This window comes from Nocardioides jensenii JCM 1364 = NBRC 14755 (genome assembly GCF_001552535.1).
In the GTDB taxonomy this organism is placed as follows: Bacteria; Actinomycetota; Actinomycetes; order Propionibacteriales; family Nocardioidaceae; genus Nocardioides; species Nocardioides jensenii.
The window spans coordinates 20,509-39,348 of the sequence record NZ_BCRJ01000054.1; the positions used below are offsets into that span (position 1 = coordinate 20,509).

19 protein-coding genes are annotated in these 18,840 nt (G+C 69.8%); 9 read left to right on the forward strand and 10 right to left on the reverse strand.

Features of this window, described 5'->3' with window-relative positions; translation table 11 throughout:
• The first annotated feature begins 36 nt into the window (after nt 1–36).
• The gene (locus NJ4_RS12430; RefSeq protein WP_157551112.1) at nt 37–858 is read left to right on the forward strand and encodes an alpha/beta hydrolase; all 822 of its coding nucleotides are present in this window, start codon (nt 37–39) and stop codon (nt 856–858) included.
• On the opposite strand, the gene NJ4_RS12435 is transcribed toward NJ4_RS12430, so the two are convergent.
• The gene (locus NJ4_RS12435; protein ID WP_067435264.1) at nt 845–1,273 is read right to left on the reverse strand and encodes an SRPBCC family protein; all 429 of its coding nucleotides are present in this window, start codon (nt 1,271–1,273) and stop codon (nt 845–847) included. The two genes, NJ4_RS12430 and NJ4_RS12435, sit on opposite strands and share 14 nt — an antisense overlap.
• Entirely contained in the window at nt 1,270–1,815 is a 546-nt protein-coding gene (locus tag NJ4_RS12440; protein WP_067435267.1) for a HEAT repeat domain-containing protein, read from the reverse strand. Before NJ4_RS12440 ends, NJ4_RS12435 begins: the two co-directional genes overlap by 4 nt.
• Before the next feature lie 58 nt (nt 1,816–1,873).
• Here NJ4_RS12440 and NJ4_RS12445 point away from each other — a divergent pair, with 58 nt between their 5' ends.
• Nucleotides 1,874–2,686: a crotonase/enoyl-CoA hydratase family protein gene (locus tag NJ4_RS12445; RefSeq protein ID WP_067435270.1), complete on the forward strand. Its 813-nt coding sequence runs from the start codon at nt 1,874–1,876 to the stop codon at nt 2,684–2,686.
• A 53-nt stretch (nt 2,687–2,739) separates the two neighbouring features.
• Nucleotides 2,740–4,422 (forward strand): phospho-sugar mutase, encoded by a 1,683-nt coding sequence (locus NJ4_RS12450; RefSeq protein ID WP_067435273.1) that lies wholly within the window; start codon nt 2,740–2,742, stop codon nt 4,420–4,422.
• A gap of 81 nt (nt 4,423–4,503) precedes the next feature.
• On the opposite strand, the gene NJ4_RS12455 is transcribed toward NJ4_RS12450, so the two are convergent.
• A complete protein-coding gene (locus tag NJ4_RS12455; RefSeq protein ID WP_067435276.1) occupies nt 4,504–5,055 on the reverse strand; it encodes a hypothetical protein in 552 nt (183 codons plus the stop codon).
• A gap of 53 nt (nt 5,056–5,108) precedes the next feature.
• On the opposite strand from NJ4_RS12455, the gene deoC reads away from it, so the two are divergent.
• Genes deoC through NJ4_RS12470 form a run of 3 tightly spaced genes read left to right on the forward strand, consistent with a single transcriptional unit; the run spans nt 5,109 to nt 8,438 of the window.
• Nucleotides 5,109–6,089 (forward strand): deoxyribose-phosphate aldolase, encoded by a 981-nt coding sequence (gene deoC / locus NJ4_RS12460; protein WP_067435279.1) that lies wholly within the window; start codon nt 5,109–5,111, stop codon nt 6,087–6,089.
• A gap of 7 nt (nt 6,090–6,096) precedes the next feature.
• Nucleotides 6,097–7,569, forward strand: a complete 1,473-nt coding sequence (locus NJ4_RS12465; protein ID WP_067435282.1) for an aldehyde dehydrogenase family protein — start codon at nt 6,097–6,099, stop codon at nt 7,567–7,569.
• Complete coding sequence (locus NJ4_RS12470) at nt 7,569–8,438, forward strand: aldehyde dehydrogenase family protein (protein WP_067435285.1); 870 nt, start codon at nt 7,569–7,571, stop codon at nt 8,436–8,438. Before NJ4_RS12465 ends, NJ4_RS12470 begins: the two co-directional genes overlap by 1 nt.
• A gap of 19 nt (nt 8,439–8,457) precedes the next feature.
• Here the strand turns inward: NJ4_RS12470 and NJ4_RS12475 are convergent, their stop codons facing one another.
• The gene (locus NJ4_RS12475) at nt 8,458–10,071 is read right to left on the reverse strand and encodes a substrate-binding domain-containing protein (RefSeq protein ID WP_067435288.1); all 1,614 of its coding nucleotides are present in this window, start codon (nt 10,069–10,071) and stop codon (nt 8,458–8,460) included.
• 107 nt (nt 10,072–10,178) lie between these two features.
• Between NJ4_RS12475 and NJ4_RS12480 the strand changes: the two genes are divergently transcribed.
• Nucleotides 10,179–10,787: an ATP-binding protein gene (locus NJ4_RS12480; protein WP_067435291.1), complete on the forward strand. Its 609-nt coding sequence runs from the start codon at nt 10,179–10,181 to the stop codon at nt 10,785–10,787.
• On the forward strand, nt 10,784–11,347 hold the full coding sequence (locus NJ4_RS12485; RefSeq protein ID WP_067435295.1) for a hypothetical protein: 564 nt from the start codon (nt 10,784–10,786) through the stop codon (nt 11,345–11,347). The genes NJ4_RS12480 and NJ4_RS12485 overlap by 4 nt, the downstream gene beginning before the upstream one ends.
• On the opposite strand, the gene NJ4_RS12490 is transcribed toward NJ4_RS12485, so the two are convergent.
• The gene (locus NJ4_RS12490) at nt 11,293–12,417 is read right to left on the reverse strand and encodes an adenosine deaminase (protein ID WP_067435298.1); all 1,125 of its coding nucleotides are present in this window, start codon (nt 12,415–12,417) and stop codon (nt 11,293–11,295) included. The genes NJ4_RS12485 and NJ4_RS12490 overlap by 55 nt on opposite strands.
• Before the next feature lie 89 nt (nt 12,418–12,506).
• Here NJ4_RS12490 and NJ4_RS12495 point away from each other — a divergent pair, with 89 nt between their 5' ends.
• Nucleotides 12,507–12,959 carry a MaoC family dehydratase gene (locus NJ4_RS12495; protein WP_067435301.1) on the forward strand — a complete coding sequence of 151 codons (453 nt, stop codon included), beginning with the start codon at nt 12,507–12,509 and terminating at the stop codon, nt 12,957–12,959.
• 103 nt (nt 12,960–13,062) lie between these two features.
• Here NJ4_RS12495 and NJ4_RS12500 read toward each other — a convergent pair whose 3' ends face one another.
• Genes NJ4_RS12500 through NJ4_RS12520 form a run of 5 tightly spaced genes read right to left on the reverse strand, consistent with a single transcriptional unit; the run spans nt 13,063 to nt 18,781 of the window.
• Nucleotides 13,063–14,346: a thymidine phosphorylase gene (locus tag NJ4_RS12500; protein WP_067435305.1), complete on the reverse strand. Its 1,284-nt coding sequence runs from the start codon at nt 14,344–14,346 to the stop codon at nt 13,063–13,065.
• Entirely contained in the window at nt 14,343–14,741 is a 399-nt protein-coding gene (locus tag NJ4_RS12505) for a cytidine deaminase (protein WP_067435308.1), read from the reverse strand. The genes NJ4_RS12500 and NJ4_RS12505 overlap by 4 nt, the downstream gene beginning before the upstream one ends.
• Before the next feature lies 1 nt (nt 14,742).
• Complete coding sequence (locus NJ4_RS12510; RefSeq protein ID WP_067435311.1) at nt 14,743–16,062, reverse strand: ABC transporter permease; 1,320 nt, start codon at nt 16,060–16,062, stop codon at nt 14,743–14,745.
• On the reverse strand, nt 16,059–17,225 hold the full coding sequence (locus NJ4_RS12515) for an ABC transporter permease (RefSeq protein ID WP_067435314.1): 1,167 nt from the start codon (nt 17,223–17,225) through the stop codon (nt 16,059–16,061). The genes NJ4_RS12510 and NJ4_RS12515 overlap by 4 nt, the downstream gene beginning before the upstream one ends.
• A complete protein-coding gene (locus NJ4_RS12520; RefSeq protein ID WP_407668059.1) occupies nt 17,222–18,781 on the reverse strand; it encodes an ABC transporter ATP-binding protein in 1,560 nt (519 codons plus the stop codon). Before NJ4_RS12520 ends, NJ4_RS12515 begins: the two co-directional genes overlap by 4 nt.
• Between the last annotated feature and the right edge of the window lie 59 nt (nt 18,782–18,840).

Below are 18,840 nucleotides of genomic sequence, written 5' to 3' on the forward strand. Positions count from 1 at the left end.
GGCCGGCGCCGACCCGATCGGCGTACCCTGACCGGCATGCGTCTGATGCACTCAGCGTTCCTGGCCCCAGTGATCATCGCCACCGCGCTCCTCGCCGGCTGCGGCGCGGGCAGCGACGACGAGGCCGAGAGCGAGCGGACCGCCCAGCCCACCGCGTCGGCCTCCTCCGCGACGTCGACGACGCCGGAACGAACGGGCCTGGCGAAGCGGTGCCTCATCGACGTCCCGGGCCTGAAGCGGCTCAGTCTCGAGGCCCCCGACGGCAGCAGGCTGCCGGCGGCCACCTTCGGCTCCGGCACGACCGCCGCGGTCTTCGTGCACCAGACCAATGCCGACGGCCTGTGCGGCTGGCTGCCCTATGCGAGCTGGGCGGCCGAGAACGGCGTACGCGTCGTCGTCCTCGACGTCTGCGACTACGGCGAGTCGACGTGCACGGACACGTTCACGCACGACGTGGTGGGGCAGCTTCGGTTGGCCCTCGACCGTGCTCGGGCCGCGGTGCACGGTGGCCGGGTCACCCTGGTGGGTGCCTCCATGGGCGGCAGTCTGGTCGCCGGAGCAGGCCAGGAGGCGGGGGCCGACGGCATCGTCGACGTGTCCGGACCGGTCGAGTGGGCCGACGTGCCGTCCGTGACCCGGGCCGCGCGCACGATCACGGTGCCGTTCCTTGCGATCGCGGCGACGGACGACTCCAGCACCAGTGCGACCGAGCTGCGCCGGGCGGTGAAGCTGTCACCGGCTCGACGCAAGAAGTTCGTCGAGGCGCCCGTCGGGCACGGTTACGAGACGCTCCTCGACGCCGACGAGGAACCGACGCCGATCGGTCATCAGGTGCTGGCCTGGATCACGGCCTCCTGAGCGAGGCCACGGCCGAGCGCATCATCCGCTCGTGGTTCCACACCAGCACCGGCCGTACGACGACCGCGGCCAGACCGAGCAGTCGCCCGGCGACCTCGACCTCCTGCTCGAACGTGAGGCGCGTCGTCGCGGGGTCGAGCTCGTCGAGACGCCAGCGCACCCAGCCGGTCAGATCTCCGTCGATGCTGGTCTCGAGCAGGTCGTTGCGGCGATGGACGGCATGCAGGCGCAGGTCGAGGTCGTAGGGCAGCCGCGAGCGCACCACGACCCAGGCATCATCGGGGCCGAGACTGGCCACTGCGCGAACCTCCGGCCACCAGTCGGGGTAGTGCTCGAGGTCGACCAGCCGGTCGCGCAGCACCCGACTCTGGCGGCCGATCAGCCACTCGCCGCTGAACCTGAACCGCCGGCTCACGGGTCCACCAGGTCGAGTCGGATCGCCATCCGGTCCAGCGCCCGCACCGCGGCTCGTCGTACGGCGTGGTCGGGGTCCTCCTCGGCACGGCGTACGGCCTCGACATGCTCGGTGTCCCCCGCCAGACCCAGGAACCTGACGGCCTGCGCGCGCACCCGCGACAGATCGTGGTGCGCGAGCGAGACCGCGGCGTCACCGGCCTGCGGGAGCTCACGACGACTCGAGACCTTCAGGCACATCTCGGCCACCCGCCACGAGCCGTCACTCAGCCCGGCGATCACCGCCGGAGCCGCACGGTCCTCCCAGACGTGGAGCAACGCGCGCGCGGCCCACACCCGCGGCCAGTGGTCGGCCCACCCCTCATGTGTGTGCTCCGCGCCATGGCCGGTGAGGTAGACGATCTCCTGCTGGTGGAGCGCCGGATCGGCGCCCCCGAGGAGGTCGCACGCCAGCGTCACGGTCTCCGTGACGCCGAGGTGGCCGGCCAGCTCGTCGATCAGCACCGCGACCGGCGCGTCGATGTCCAATGGGTCGGGGATCACGTCTCCATCATGACCATGACGCCCCAAGAGCGGCTCAGACCCGTCTAGCCTTGGGGGCATGCCTGACTCCGCGACCGACTTGGTGACCTGCTCCGTCTCCGACGGCATCGCCCACGTGCGACTCAATCGTGCCGACAAGCTGAACGCGCTCACACTGCAGACCCTCGACGAGCTGATCGGGACCGCCCGCGAGCTGCGCCGTGACCGCACCCTGCGCGCGGTGGTCATCTCCGGGCACGGCGACTCGTTCTGCGCCGGGCTCGACTTCGCCTCCGTGCTGAAGAAGCCGACCGGCATCCTCCGCGCCTTCGTGCCGAACCCGTTCCTGGGCACGAACAAGTTCCAGGAGGCCTGCTGGGCCTGGCGTCGCCTGCCGGTTCCGGTGATCGCCGCGGTGCACGGGCACTGCTACGGCGGCGGCATCCAGATCGCCCTGGCCGCCGACTTCCGGTTCGCCACCCCTGACTCGCAGTGGTCGGTGCTCGAGGGCCGTTGGGGCCTGATCCCCGACATGTCCGGGGTGCGTTCGCTCTCGGAGCTCGTGGGTGTCGACACCGCCAAGCGCCTGACCATGACCGCCCAGACGGTCAACGGCAAGGAGGCACACGACCTCGGCCTGGTCACCGAGCTGGCCGCCGACCCGGTGACCGCGGCCGAGGACTTCGCCCGCGAGCTGGCCGGCAAGTCCCCCGACGCGCTGGCTGCGGCGAAGCGCCTGTTCAACCGGTCCGCCACCGACAGCGCTCGGCGCACCTTCGCCCGGGAACGGGCCGAGCAGATCTTCCTGCTGGCCACCTCCAACACCGCCAAGGCCCGCAAGGCCGCGTTCAAGAAGGTGGCGCCGGTCTTCGGTCCCCGCGCGCGCCGTTGAGCTGCGGTCGCGTCTGAGCAGGCCCGGCCGACCGATGGCCTAACCTCGCTCCCATGAGCGAACAGCTGCTGGAGCAGGCCCGCGCATGGGCCGCCGAGGATCCCGACGCCGTCACCCGTGCCGAGCTGGAGCAGGTGATCTCGGCCGTCGGGTCCGGTGACACCTCGGCCGCGGCCGACCTCGCCGATCGCTTCTCCGGAACCCTCGAGTTCGGAACCGCCGGCCTGCGCGGTGCCCTCGGTGCCGGGCCGAACCGGATGAACCGGATCGTGGTGATCCGGGCCGCAGCCGGGCTGGCGGCGTACCTCAAGGCCAACGTCGTCGGAGCCGACGACGCCGTGGTGATCGGGTACGACGCCCGCCACAACTCCGACGTCTTCGCACGCGACACGGCCGAGGTGATGACGGGCGCGGGCCTGCGCGCGCTGCTGCTGCCCGGCCAGCTGCCCACTCCCCTGCTGGCCTTCGCGATCCGCAAGCTGGGCTGTGTCGCCGGCGTCATGGTGACCGCCAGCCACAACCCACCCCAGGACAACGGCTACAAGGTCTACCTCGGCGACGGCAGCCAGATCGTGCCCCCCGCGGACGTCGAGATCGCCGAGCGCATTGCCGCCGTCGGCGCACTGACCGACGTCCCCCGGGGCGCCCCGGGTGAGCAACTGGACGACACGATCGTGCGCGACTACCTGGCGTCCGTGGGTCACGTGATCGACCCCGGTCCAGACCCGCGCCGGGCAGACCTGAGGCTCGTCTACACCCCGCTCCACGGCGTCGGCAACAGTTCGGTGCTCTCGGTGCTGCGCGCGGCCGGGTTCACCGCACCCTCCGTGGTCAGCGAGCAGCAGGAGCCCGACCCCGAGTTCTCCACCGTTGCCTTCCCGAACCCCGAGGAACCCGGCGCCATGGACCTCGCCATGGACCTCGGCACCGAGGTCGATGCCGATCTGGTGGTCGCCAACGACCCCGACGCCGACCGCTGTGCGGCCGCCGTGCCAGGACCCCACGGCTGGCGGATGCTGCGCGGTGACGAGGTCGGCGCCCTGCTCGGCGACCACCTGCTGGGTTCGGGCAAGCAGGGCGTGTATGCCTGCTCGATCGTGTCGTCCTCGCTGCTCGGCAAGCTCGCCGCGGCCGCCGGCCAGGAGTACGCCGAGACCCTGACCGGCTTCAAGTGGATCGGGCGGCTGGAGGGTCTCGCGTTCGGCTACGAGGAGGCGCTGGGCTACTGCGTCGACCCGGCACAGGTGAAGGACAAGGACGGCGTCTCCGCACTGCTGCTGCTCTGCGAGATCGCGGCGCGGGCCAAGGCCGAGGGACGCACCCTGACCGATCTGCTCGACGACATCGCGGTGCGACACGGGCTGCACGCCACCGACCAGCTGTCGGCCCGGGTCTCCGACCTCGCCGAGATCGGCGTCGCGATGGAACGGCTGCGCAGCAACCCCCCGACCTCGCTCGGCGATCTGGCCGTCGAGTCGTACGACGACCTCAGCCTGGGCTCGGCAGCGTTGTCGCCGACTGACGGGCTGCGCTACCACCTGGCCGACGGTGCCCGGGTGATCGTCCGGCCGAGCGGCACCGAGCCGAAGATCAAGTGCTACCTCGAGGTCGTCGTACCCGTCGAGTCCGCGGACAGCCCTGAGGCTGTCAGAGACGCCGTGGACGCCGCACGCATCGTCGCCTCGGGCCGCCTGGGCGCGCTCCGCAACGGCATCAAGGAAGCCGCCGGCATCTGACCACACCGCGCCTGGACTGGCGCGCGATGTGGTGTCACCGGGTGACACCGATCAACGCGCTGGTGAGCTGCGGGGTGCCCCTCACACCACGAGGAGGACGATCGAGGCCAGGGCGAGCACGGCGACCAGCCCGATCTCCGGCCAGGCCAGCCGCCGGACGACGCGTCCCTCGGGCAGCCTCTTCGCGGAGGCGTCCTCGGCCAGCTGGTTGATCTGCTGCTCCACCAGGTCGGTGTAGTCCTTGATCGGGTCAGGCGTGATCCTGCCCCCGTCGCGGTTGGCCACCTGGCGGCGAGAACGGGTCAACACCGAGGAATGGTAGGTGCGGCCGGTGGTGGTCACGGCCATGAACTGACGGATCGTGACCTTCTTGACGTTCGCCAAAGGGATCACGACGTCGCTGAACGTCTGCCGGAGCACCAGGTCGTCACCACGATGAATCAGCGAGGGCCGCAGCATGACGGCCCAGATCAGCGACATCACGAGGGCGATGACAACCACCGCAGTCACGTCGCCGGAGCTCACCCCGTCGATGAACAGAACAACGATCACGACGGCAGCGATGGCCATCGTGAACCAGCCCGTGCCGCGCCCGTTGTTCGCCTCGAACTTCCGGGTTGGCGCTTCGCCCATCGAACTCTCCAAGTGATTGCCGACTCCCACCGGAACAACCCTATGCTGGGCACGTGACGACCACTCCCACCACCACTGCCTCAGCGTCGAGTGCAGCCGGGAACAGCTTCTCCGATGTCACCTCGTCGGAGAGTGCGCTGCGACGGTTCCTGCACGGTCTGCCCGGAGTCGACCAGGTTGGCGCCGAAGCCCGTGCCACCGCCCTCGGCACCCGCTCGATCAAGACCACGGCCAAGGACTACGCGATCGACCTCGCCATCCGGATGGTCGACCTGACCACCCTCGAGGGGCAGGACACCCACGGCAAGGTCCGCGCGCTGGCCAACAAGGCCATGCGCCCCGACCCGGCCGACCCGACCTGCCCGGCCACGGCAGCAGTGTGCGTCTACCCCGACATGGTCGGCATCGCCAAGGAGACGCTCGGCACCAGCGGCGTGAACGTGGCCGCCGTGGCCACCGCGTTCCCGAGCGGGCGCGCCGCCCTCGACATCAAGCTGGCCGACACCCGTGACGCCGTCGAGGCCGGCGCCGACGAGATCGACATGGTCATCGACCGTGGCGCCTTCCTCTCCGGCCGCTACCTCGAGGTGTACGACGAGATCGTGGCCGTCAAGGAAGCCTGCGGCCCGGCCCACCTCAAGGTGATCTTCGAGACCGGAGAGCTGCAGACCTACGACAACGTACGACGCGCGTCGTGGCTGGCGATGATGGCCGGGGGCCACTTCATCAAGACCTCCACCGGCAAGGTGCAGCCCGCCGCCACCCTCCCGGTCACGATGATCATGCTCGAGGCGGTGCGTGACTTCCGCGAGGCCACCGGTCAGATGATCGGCGTGAAGCCGGCCGGCGGCATCCGCACCAGCAAGGACGCGATCAAGTACCTCGTGATGGTCAACGAGGTCGCCGGACCCGACTGGCTGGATCCGGACTGGTTCCGCTTCGGCGCCTCCACGCTGCTCAACGACCTGCTGATGCAGCGCACCAAGATGACCACCGGTCGCTACTCCGGCCCCGACTACTTCACGCTGGACTGAGGCAGACATGGCAAAGCAGAAGGTCTCGACAGGCTCGACCACCGCGAAGCCCGTCTTCGACTACGCGCCGGCCCCCGAGTCGCGTGCGATCGTTGACATCAAGCCGTCCTACGGTCTGTTCATCAACGGCGAGTTCGTCGACGGCGGCGGCACCAGCTTCAAGACGATCAACCCGGCCACCGAGGAGGTGCTCGCCGAGATCGCCGAGGCCAGTGAGGCCGACATCGACACCGCGGTCAAGGCCGCCCGTCGCGCGCACTCACGCGTGTGGGGTCGGATGCCCGGCAAGGAACGCGCGAAGTACCTCTACCGCATTGCCCGCATCATGCAGGAGCGTGGCCGCGAGATCGCCGTACTCGAGTCGATCGACAACGGCAAGCCGATCAAGGAGTCCCGCGACGTCGACGTCCCCGTCGCCGCGGCGCACTTCTTCTACTACGCCGGCTGGGCCGACAAGCTGGAGTACTCCGGCTACGGCACCCAGAGCCTCGGTGTCGCCGCCCAGGTCATCCCGTGGAACTTCCCGCTGCTGATGCTGGCCTGGAAGATCGCTCCCGCACTGGCCGCCGGCAACACCGTGGTGCTCAAGCCGGCCGAGACCACGCCGCTGACCGCGCTGCTGTTCGCCGAGATCTGCCAGCAGGCCGACCTCCCGCCCGGTGTGGTCAACATCGTCACCGGCGCCGGTGACACCGGCCACTTCCTGGTCGGTCATGACGACGTCGACAAGGTTGCCTTCACCGGCTCCACCGACGTCGGCCGCGCGATCGCCAAGGCCGTGGCCGGCACGAACAAGAAGGTCACCCTCGAGCTCGGCGGCAAGGCCGCCAACATCGTCTTCGACGACGCACCGATCGACCAGGCCGTCGAGGGCATCGTCAACGGCATCTTCTTCAACCAGGGCCACGTCTGCTGCGCCGGCAGCCGGCTCCTCGTGCAGGAGAGCATCGCCGAGGAGGTGCTCGAGCGGCTCAAGAGGCGGATGGCCACGCTGCGCGTGGGCGACCCGCTCGACAAGAACACCGATGTCGGTGCCATCAACAGCGCTGAGCAGCTGGCGCGCATCAAGCAGCTATCCGCGATCGGCGAGGAGGAGGGCGCCGGCCGCTGGTCGCCGCCCTGCGACCTGCCCAGCACCGGCTTCTGGTTCCCGCCGACGCTGTTCACCGGTGTCACCCAGGCCCACCGCATCGCCCGCGAGGAGATCTTCGGCCCGGTGCTGTCCGTGCTGACCTTCCGCACCCCCGCCGAGGCGGTCGAGAAGGCCAACAACACGCCCTACGGCCTCTCCGCCGGCGTGTGGACCGACAAGGGCTCGCGCATCCTCTGGATGGCCAACCAGCTGCGCGCCGGCGTGGTGTGGGCCAACACGTTCAACAAGTTCGACCCGACCAGCCCGTTCGGTGGCTACAAGGAATCCGGCTACGGCCGCGAGGGTGGCCGCCACGGCCTCGAGGGCTACTTGAAGGGAACGAACTGATGGCTCGCATCGACGTCCGCAAGACCTACAAGCTCTACATCGGCGGCGCGTTCCCGCGCTCGGAGTCCGGCTACTCGTACGTCGTGAACGACGCGAAGGGGAAGTTCATGGCCAACGCATCCCTGGCCTCCCGCAAGGACGCCCGCGACGCGGTCCAGGCCGCCCGCAAGGCGTTTCCGGGCTGGGCCGGGCGTACGGCGTACAACCGGGCGCAGATCGTCTACCGCATCGCCGAGGTGATGGAGGACCGTCGCCCGCAGTTCGTCGACGCCGTCCAGAAGTCCGAGGGCCGCACCGCCGCGCAGGCCAACAAGGTCGTCGACGAGGCCATCGACCGGCTGGTCTGGTACGCCGGCTGGGCCGACAAGATCACCCAGGTGGTCGGCGGCGCCAACCCGGTCGCGGGGCCGTTCTTCAACCTCTCCACCCCCGAGCCGACCGGCGTCGTGGCGGTCTTCGCGCCCCAGGAGTCCAGCCTGCTGGGTCTGGTCAGCGTCGTGGCACCGGCCATCGTGGTCGGCAACACCGTCGTGGTGACCTCGTCCTACGAGCGTCCCCTGCCGGCGGTGACGTTCGCCGAGGTGCTGGCCACTTCCGACGTACCCGGTGGCGTGATCAACGTGCTCACCGGCTCTGCGGCGACCACCGGTCCGTGGCTGGCCTCGCACATGGACGTCAACGCGATCGACCTCACCGGGGTGGCCGGCGACGCCGACCTGGCGAAGTCCCTCGAGGAGGCCTCGGCCGAGAACCTCAAGCGGGTACGCCGAGCGCCGTCGGCCGAGCCCGACTGGTCACTGGACCCCGGCACCGATCGGATGACCGGCGTTCTCGAGACCAAGACCGTCTGGCACCCCATCGGCATCTGAGGCTCCCCCACGGGCGAGCTCAGCGAGCCAGCAACGCCTGCGACATCACCTGGATGATGCCGCGGGGGTCGCGTGCCGCGAAGGCCTGGCCGCCGGTGGCCGCGGCGATCTTCTTCAACGCACCCATGTCGGCGTCCTTCGAGATGCCGATCGCGATGATGCGCACGGGCTTGGCCGCGTCGACCTCCGCGCGCAACGTCGTGAGCAGGTCGGTCAGCGCGATCGAGCCGGGGTCGTCGTTGGCCCCGTCGGTCATCAGCACGACCGAGTTGAAGTAGTCGTCGTCGTAGTGCTTCATCGCGTTGCGGTAGGCGGCCAGGGTCGTGTCGTACAGCCCTGTCCCGCCCTGGGTCAGGCCCAGGGCCTCGTTGATCGCGCCGCCGAGTGCCTCCCGCTGGGTGCCGGCGCCGGTCGTGGCGTCGAGACGTCGGAGGGGCTCCATCACACGATGGTCGACGCCGGGTCCGCCCTGGTCGACCGAGAACAGCCACATGCCGATGCGCGCGTTGCCCGGGAATGCCCCGAGCGCACGCTTCGCGGCATCGGCGGCGAGCTGCATGCGGGTTCCGGATCCGGTCTCGAAGTCCATGGACCCGGAGGCGTCCAGGACGACGAGCATGCTCGAGGGCACGGCCAGCACCTGCCAGGACCGGAGATCCTCCTCGACGTCCTCAGCCGAGGGAGCCTTCAGCGCATCGACGGCGCCGACACCCCGCTCTCCGGGAAGAGGCGTCTCGTCGGCGGGACGGAAGCCGTGGTCCGTCAGAAGGGTGCTGCCCTGGGGACGTTGCAGGAAGTCGACGAACTGGGCGAGCACGGCACCCGACTCCTCCGACCGCCCGGGCAGGCCCAGCAGGGGGTAGCGCTGCATCAGCGGGCCCGTCGCGGGCACCATCGCCGAGAGGCTGCGGTTCTCGAGAAGTGCCTGGAGGAACTGCTGCTCGGACACCGGGACGACGCGCTTGGACGATGCCGTGAGCGCAGACAGCGCCTCTGCGGATGACCTGTCGGTCTCGCCCTCGCCGTAGTGCTGGGCCGCGGAGACCAGACCCGACGTCAACTGCCCGACGCTCGCCCCCGACTTCTCGCGCTCCGCGCGGACGGCCACCAGCGCCAGCGCCGATGGTGTGGACTCGAGCGGGTTCTGCATCGCCAGCAGGCCCGAGGACGCTGCCACGAGCCACGACTCCGGCGCATCCGCAGCGGGACCGCCGACCAGGACGACGGGGCTTGCCGCGATCGCGGGCATCACGGTCTCGGCCGAGACGCCGTTCTCCGCGAGCTGGCGTGCCCACACGTCGGAGTCCGGCACCCACAGGTCGGGCGCGTCTCCGGAGCCGGCGGTCAGCTGGTTGACCACCTCGTCGGCGGGCACGGTCTCGACGGCGAGGGAGACGCACGGCGACTCCTCGGCCAGACCTCGGGCCACCTGCTCCAGCGCTGGTGCGATGTCGGGCGAGGCGGCCAGCCGTGCCTTGGCCACCCCGTCGTCGCATCCGGCTTCCTCGCCGGAGTCTGTGACGCCCCGCCACACCATCACCGCGACCAGGAGCAGCGCCAGGACGATCAGCCCGATCCACAGTGGCCTACGGTCCGTCGGCTCCCGCTCTCGCGTGTGCAGACCTGTACTCATGACGCCCTCCCATTGCGCAGTGCCTGCGCCCACTCCCCGCGGTGAGATTAATGCACGAACCGGCGTCCAGGAAATGCCGTCCGTGCCCCTGGGTGCACAATGACCCCGTGCAATCGCGTGTGATCGTCCTGGCCGGGCCCTCGGGTGCCGGCAAGTCCCGACTCGCCGAACGCACGGGGTTGCCGGTGCTGCGCCTCGACGACTTCTACAAGGACGGCAGCGACCCGACCCTTCCCCGGCTCACCGAGGGAGCCAACGCCGGCCTGGTCGACTGGGACCACCCGGACTCCTGGCTGCCGGACGACGCGCTCGCCACCCTGAGCGAGCTCTGCACCAGCGGGTACGCCGAAGTCCCCGTCTATGAGATTGCGCGGAATGGTCGGTGCGGCTCGCACGTCGTGCACCTCGACGGCTCGCCCCTGTTCGTCGCGGAGGGCATCTTCGCCCAGGACATCGTGGCGGCCTGCGAGGAGGCCGGGCTCCTCGCCGCGGCGTACTGCGTGACCCAGCGCCCGGTCGTGACGTTCTGGCGTCGCCTGACTCGTGACCTGCGCGAGCGCCGCAAGCCCCCGCTGGTGCTGGTTCGGCGCGGCCTGGCGTTGATGCGCAACCAACGGGTCGTGGTCGCCGACGCCGTCGCCAAGGGCTGTCGTCGCACGACGCCCGAGCAGGCCTTCCACGACATCGAGCGCATGCGGGAGAACGCGACGTCATGAGCCTCTGGTCCGAGCCGCTCCGCCAACCCAACCAGCAGACCTGCGGCGCCGCCGTGCTGGTGGTGGCCCGGATGATCAACGACGCGCGCTACCGCGAACGGGTCGATTCGGTGCAGGCGTTCCGCGACGAGACGCTGGCCATGCACCGGCGTACGACGAGCAGCGTCGACGTCCTGGGGCGTCTGCAGCTGCCCTGGCCGCGTGCGTTGGGCACGCCACCGTGGGCGGTGGCCAACCAGATGACCGGGTCATCCGGGGTGCCCGGCACGGTCTACCGACCCGCGCCGGTCCTGCCCTGGCGGCGTACGACGGCCCTGGCCGAGATCCGTGCGGCCACCGGCAACGGGCACGTCGTCCCACTGTTCGTCGGCAACCGCTGGCTGCCGCGCCACGTGGTGCTGGTCCTGGACTCGGACCTCACGGTCTACGAGCCCTCGGGTGGCCGGCGTCGGACCGTGGACGCGGAGGCGTTCCACTCCGGCGACCTGGACCTGGCCGGGTGGTCTCACCCCTGGTTCGTCGTGCTCCCCGACTCCGACTCGGCAACCAGCGCGGCGTAGCCCGGCTTGATCACGTCGTCGATGATCGCCAGTCGTTCGTCGAAGGGCAGGAACGCCGACTTCATCGCGTTGATCGTGAACCACTGGAGATCGCGCAGGTCGTAGCCGAAGGCCTCCACCAGCGAGTGCATCTCGCGCGTCATCGACGTGCCGCTCATCAACCGGTTGTCGGTGTTGACCGTGACCCGGAACCGCAGCTTGGTGAGCAGGCCGATCGGGTGCTCCTCGATGGACGCGGCCGCGCCGGTCTGGATGTTCGACCACGGGCACATCTCCAACGGGATCCGCATGTCGCGCACGTAGGCGGCCAGGCGCCCCAGCTCGACGGTGCCGTCGTCGTGCACGGTGATGTCATCGATGAGGCGCACGCCGTGACCGAGACGGTCCGCGCCGCACCACTGGATCGCCTGCCAGATCGACGGCAGCCCGAACGCCTCGCCGGCGTGGATGGTGAAGTGCGCGTTCTCGCGCTGGAGGTACTCGAACGCGTCGAGGTGACGGGTGGGCGGGAAGCCGTCCTCGGCGCCGGCGATGTCGAAGCCGGCCACACCCCGGTCACGCCAGTCCACCGCGAGCTCGGCGATCTCGCGGGAACGAGCCTGGTGGCGCATCGCGGTCAGCAGCTGGCGTACGACGATCCGCCCGCCGGCCTGCTCCATCCCGGCGGCGAACCCGTCGTGAACCGCGGCCACCACCTCGTCGAGGGTCAGCCCGCCCTCGAGGTGCTGCTCAGGGGCATAGCGGATCTCGGCGTGGACGACGCCGTCGGCGGCCAGGTCCTCGACGCACTCGCGGGCGATCCGCTCCAGAGAGGCCCCGGTCTGCATCACCGCGACGGTGTGGTCGAAGGTCTCGAGATAGCGCACCAGGGAGCCGGAGTCCGCGGCCTCCACAAACCACTGCCCGAGGTGCGAGTCGTCGTCCACCGGCAGCTCGTGGCCGATCTCGTGGGCCAGCTCTGCGACCGTCTGCGGGCGCACGCCACCGTCGAGGTGGTCGTGCAGCAGGACCTTCGGCGCACGCCGTACCTGGTCGGCCGTGGGGGGCGTGGGTGTGGGCTCAGTCGACATGGCGCCATCCTTGCACCACCCTCGATGAAACCCCCCTGCAAGCGGTACGTTCGTGCTGTCACCGTGACCCCGCACCCCGAGGAGCCACCATGCGCGTCTTCACCACCTTCGACGAACTGACCGCGGCCGCCGGTACCGACCTCGGCACCAGCGAATGGCTGACCGTCGACCAACGACGAGTCAACGACTTCGCCGACGCCACCGGTGACCACCAGTGGATCCACGTCGACCTGGAGCGCGCCAAGGACGGGCCATTCGGCGGCACCATCGCCCACGGCTACCTGACCCTGTCCCTGATCCCGTGGCTGGGCAGCCAGATCTTCACCCTGCAGACCCCGGGCGCCAAGCTGAACTACGGGGTGAACAAGGTGCGCTTCCCGAACCCGCTCAAGGTCGGCAAGCGGATCCGCTCGCACGTCGCGATCGCCGACGTCATCGACATCCCCAAGGGCAAGCAGCTGACGGTGCGTCACACCATCGAGATCGAGGGCGAGGAGAAGCCCGCCTGCGTCGCCGAGACCGTCGTACTCCTGCTGCCCTGACCCCCGCCGTTCGTCGGCCCTCGCGCGGTGCTGCGGACGCTTCCACCGTGGCACGAGACATGTGCAGCGACCGTGACACCGCGTTGCACGGGACAGAGCGAGGTCAGGCGATGCGGTCGATCACCAGCGGCTGCGCGTCGAATCTCGCACCGTCGCCGATGTCGTAGCCCCCCTCGAGTGAGGCGAGGGCACGGTCGAAGCGCTCGGGCTCGTCGGTGAGCAACGTGAACAGCGGCTGCCCCTGGGTGACCTCGTCGCCGGGGCGGGCGTGCCAGACGACACCGGCCCCGTCCTGCACGGCATCACCGAGGGTGGCGCGCCCGGCACCGAGCCGCCAGGACGCCAGCCCGACCCCCATCGCGTCGAGCCGGGTGAGCACGCCGGTGCTCGGCGCGTTCACCACGTGTGATTCCCGGGCGGTGGCCATCGGGGCGTCGGGGTCGCCGTCCTGGGCCCGGATCATCGCCTTCCAGGCATCCATCGCGGAGCCGTCGGCCAGCTTGTCGGCCGGGTCGACGTCGGTGACACCGGCGCCGGCCAGCATCTCCCGCGCGAGTGCGAGCGTCAGCTCGACCACGTCGGCGGGGCCGCCACCGGCCAGCACCTCCACGGACTCGGCGACCTCGATCGCGTTGCCGGCGGTGAACCCGAGCGGGGTGGACATGTCGGTGAGCAGGGCGACCGTGTGCACGCCGGCGTCCTTGCCGAGGCCCACCATGGTCTCGGCCAGCTCGCGGGCCCTGGCCTCGTCCTTCATGAACGCGCCGGTGCCGACCTTGACGTCGAGCACCAGCGAGCCGGTGCCCTCGGCGATCTTCTTGCTCATGATCGACGAGGCGATCAACGGGATCGCCTCGACGGTGCCGGTGACGTCGCGCAGGGCATAGAGCTTCTTGTCGGCCGGCGCCAGCCCGGTGCCGGCTGCGCAGATGACCGCGCCGATGCCCTCGAGCTGGGCTAGCATCTCGTCGTTGCTCAGCGACGCCCGCCAGCCCGGTATCGCCTCGAGCTTGTCGAGGGTGCCGCCGGTGTGCCCCAGTCCGCGCCCGGACAGCTGCGGCACGGCGACCCCGCAGGCCGCGACCAACGGGGCCAGCGGCAACGTGATCTTGTCGCCCACGCCCCCGGTCGAGTGCTTGTCGGAGGTCGGACGGGAGAGGGAGGAGAAGTCCATCCGCTCCCCCGACGCGATCATCGCGCCGGTCCAGCGGGCGATCTCGCGGCGGTTCATGCCGTTGAGCAGGATCGCCATGGCCAGCGCCGACATCTGCTCGTCGGCCACCACACCGTCGGTGTAGTTGGCGATCACCCAGTCGATCTGGCTGTCGGTGAGCTCATGACCGTCGCGCTTGGCGGTGATCACCTCGACGGCGTCGTGCTGGCTCACTGGCTCTCCTTCATCAGGTCATCGGGTCCGAACGGGTCGGGCAGCACCTCGTCCATACGGCGTACGCCGGACACGGTCAGCAGAAGCAGCTCGCGCCCGCCGTTCTCGAAGAGCAGCTGGCGGCAACGGCCGCACGGCATGATCACCTCGCCACTCCCGTTGACGCACACGAAGTGGGTCAACCGCCCGCCACCGGTGGCGTGCAGCGAGCTGACCAGGCCGCATTCGGCGCACAGGACCACGCCGTACGCCGCGTTCTCGACGTTGCAGCCGACCACGGTGCGACCGTCGTCGACCAGCGCGGCCGCGCCGACCCGGTAGTTGGAGTACGGCGCGTAGGCGCGCGCGGAGACGTCGGTGGCGGCCCGGGTCAGGGCGTCCCAGTCGACCTGCACGTCAGTCCTTCACGTAGGGCTCGCCGTCGGCGGCGGGCGGGCGGACCCGACCCACGAAGCCGGCGACCGCGATCAGGGTGGCGAGGTAGGGCGCCACCGCGATCAGCTGCGAGGGCACCTTGGTGACCAGACCGAAGTCGTCCTTCATCGCGGCGGTCAGCGCGAAGAAGAGCGCCGCCATCGTGGCACCGACGGGGTGCCACCGGCCCATGATCACCGCGGCCAGGGCCATGAAGCCCTGCCCGTTGGAGGCGTTGTCGTTGAAGGTCGTGGAGGAGCCGACCGTGAAGAAGGCACCGCCCAGACCGGCCAGGGCACCGCCCAGGGTGATCGCCTGCCAGCGGACCCGGTTGACCCGGATGCCCACCGTGTCGGCGGCCTTGGGGTGCTCACCCACGGCGCGGACCCGCAGGCCCCAGCGGGTCTGGTAGAGCAGGAACCACACCACGAACGGCGCGAGCAGCGCGATGTAGACCAGGATCGACTGGTTGAACAGGGCCCGGCCGATCACCGGGATGCTCGACAGGCCGGGGATCTCGATCGGCGCCAGCGGGTCGGGGCTGTCGCTGAGCAGGGTGCTCAGGTCCTTGTTCTCCTCCGGGGTGGGAATCTGCCCCTTGAGGAACGTGGTCAGACCGAGCGCCAGCGCGATCAGCACGACGCCGACCACGACCTGGTCGACGTGGTAGCGCAGCGAGAACAGGCCGAGCACCAGGGCCACCACCACGCCCGCGAGGGCGGCGGCGACCAGTCCGGCGCCGTTGCTGTAGGCCATCGCGGCGATCACCCAGCCGAAGAACGCGCCCATCAGCAGTTGCGCCTCGATGGCGATGTTGATGACGCCGGCGCGCTCACAGATCACGCCGGCCAGGGCGCCGAGCACCAGGGGCGGGCAGTACTTGAGCGTGCTGGGCAGCGGGTTGACGATCCACGACTCCACGACGCCGGTCTGGTCCGCGTAGTACCAGATCGTGAAGGCCATGTAGAAGGCCAGCCCGACGGCGCCGAAGATCACCGCCGACCAGGCGTTGCGTGGAATCACGTTGGCCACCGCGGCGACCAGGGCCGCGGCACAGATCACGAGTGCGATCCAGACCAGACGCAGCCCGTTGAAGGCCTCCGGCTGGTGGTCCTTGTCGGGCAGAGGCGCGTTGAGGTAGAGCACGTTGGGGTCGTCGATGCTCAGGGCCATCCACAGCACGAGTGCGGTGACCAGACCGAAGGTGACCACCAGCTTGAGCTGGCGGAGCTTGTCGGCGCGGTCGCGCACCGGGCGGGTGGGTGCAGTGGCGGCGACGGGTGCATCTGCGGGCGCGCTCACGGGGTGACTCCCTTCGCGGCAAAGGTGCTGGTGGGTTCCTTGCGGCGTTGGCGGACCAGCCAGCGCACGGCGGCAGGCGCCGCGACGAACAGGACGATCAGGGACTGGATGACCTGGACCACCTCGGGGGCGGTGCCGGCGTCGGTGGTCTGCATGGCGCCGCCGCCCACGGCCAGGGCGCCGAAGAGGAAGCCGGCCAGCACGCTGCCCAGCGGTGTTCCGCGACCGAGGAGGGCCACGGTGATGGCATCGAACCCGACCGACCCGACCAGGCTCTCGTTGTTGCTGGCCTGGTCGCCGTTGATGAACATGCAGGCCGCCAGCCCGCTGAGGGCACCGGCGATCGCCATGGTCAGGATGAACACCTTGGCGGTGCTCATGCCGGCGGTGCGCGACGCCTCGGGGTTCGAGCCGACCGAGCGCAGCTCGAAGCCGAGCGTGCTGCGGTTGAGCAGCCACCACACGATCGCGGCCGCGACCAGTGCCAGCACCACGCCCAGGTGGACGCCGAACAGCTCGGGGAAGGCGGCCTTGTCCGGGACCGGCGGGGACTGCGGCAGACCGAGGGTGTCACCCGGCTTCTGGAACGCCTTCATCTCGCTCAACGCGTAGGCCAGCACACCGAGGGCCGCGACCTGGTTGAGCATGATCGTGCTGATCACCTCGTGGGCGCCCGCGACCGCCTTGAGGAAACCGGCGATCGCGCCCCAGAAGGCGCCGGCCAGGATGCCCGCGGCGACCGAGGCCAGCAGCAGGATCGGGCCGGGCAGGTCCCAGGTGAAGCCGACGTAGCTGGCGGCCAGGGTGCCGAGGATGATCTGGCCCTGGGCACCGATGTTGAAGAGTCCCGAGCGGAAGGCGAGGGACACACCGAGGCCGGCGCAGATCAGTGGCGCGGAGCGGTTCAGGGTGTTGGCCAGGGCGTCACCGGAGCCGAGCGAGGCGGAGATCAACTTGCCGTAGGACTGGCCGACCACGTCGAAGGACCGGCTGAAGAAGTCCCACGGATAGACGAAGAAGTAGCCCATCGAGTCGACGACGTCCTCGTTGCTCAGCGCGATCAGCACCGCACCGATGAACAGGGCCAGGAAGATCGCGGCCACGGTGGTGAGCACCGAGTCGACCCATTTGCCGTCGAGACGGAACCGGCGCTTGCCGCTCACGCGGCACCTCCTTGGTTGGTGCCTGCGTCCTTGGTGCCACCCGCCATCAGCAGACCGATCTCCTCGCGCTGGATGTCGGGGCTCACCGTGTCGACCACGCGGCCGTCGTACATCACCGCGATGCGGTCGGAGAGCGCGAAGATCTCGTCGAGCTCGGTGGAGATGATGATCACCGCCGTGCCCTTGTCACGCTCGGCGATGATGCGTTTGTGGATGAACTCGATCGAGCCGACGTCGACACCGCGGGTCGGCTGCGAGGCGATCAGCACCTTGAGCGGTCGCGAGAACTCGCGGGCCACGACCACCTTCTGCTGGTTGCCGCCCGAGAGTGACCCCACGGGTGTCTCGCGAGAGGTGGTGCGAATGTCGAACTCTTCGATGCGGTGATCGGCGTTGGCCTCGATCGCGGCCAGCTTGAGCGCCGGGCCGCTGGAGAACTCGTCGGAGCGGTAGAGGTCGAGGACGAGGTTCTCGCGCACGCTGAACTCGGCGACGTAGCCGTCGTGGGAGCGGTCCTCGGGGATGTAGCCGATGCCGGCCTCGAGGGTGCGGCGCGGCCCGAGCCGGGTGATCTCGTCACCGTCGAGCATCACCTCGCCGGCCGAGGGCCGGACCAGGCCGAGCAGGGACTTGATCAGCTCGGTCTGACCGTTGCCCTGGACGCCGGCGATGCCCAGCACCTCGCCGGCGCGTGCCTCGAGGGAGACGTTCTTGACCACCTCGTGGCCGCGGGGGTCGATGATGGTGAGGTTGCGGACCTCGAGGACGGGCGCTCCGACGTGGGGGGCGTCCTTGTCGACGGTGAGCTTGACCGCGCGACCGACCATCATCTCGGCGAGCTCGGCCTCGGAGGCGGTGGGCTCGGCGGTGCCGACCAACTTGCCGCGGCGGATCACGCTGATCCGGTCGCCGACGGCCTTGACCTCGCGCAGCTTGTGGGTGATGAAGATGATGGAGGTGCCGCGTGCCTTCAGCTGGCGCATGATCTCCATGAGCTCGTCGATCTCCTGCGGCGTGAGCACGGCCGTGGGCTCGTCGAGGATCAGGATCTTGGCGTCGTTGGCGAGTGCCTTCAGGATCTCGACGCGCTGCTGGACGCCGACCGGGATGTCCTCGACGCGCGCCTTGGGGTCGACGTGGAGCCCGTAGCGCTCGGAGAGCTCGCGCACCTTCCTGGCTGCCGCGCCCCGGTTGAGCACCGGGCCACCTTCGCGTCCGAGCATGACGTTCTCGGCGACCGTGAAGACGGGGACCAGCATGAAGTGCTGGTGCACCATCCCGATGCCGGCGTTGATGGCGTCCTTGGGTGAGGTGAACGTGACCGGCTCGCCGTCGAGCAGGATCTGGCCGTCACTGGGTTCCAGGAGTCCGTAGAGCATGTTCATCAGGGTCGACTTGCCGGCCCCGTTCTCCCCGAGCAGACAGTGGATCTCACCGGGCTCGATGGTGAGGTCGATCGCGTCGTTGGCGACGAAGTCACCGAAACGACGGGTCAGCCCCTGGATCTGCAACTGCATGGCACTCCCTTGTGCGATGGCGGTCGTCGTACGAAGGATAGAGGGGGACGCGTCGGGGCGGGAACCGTGGTTCCCGCCCCGACTGCTTCGTTCGGACC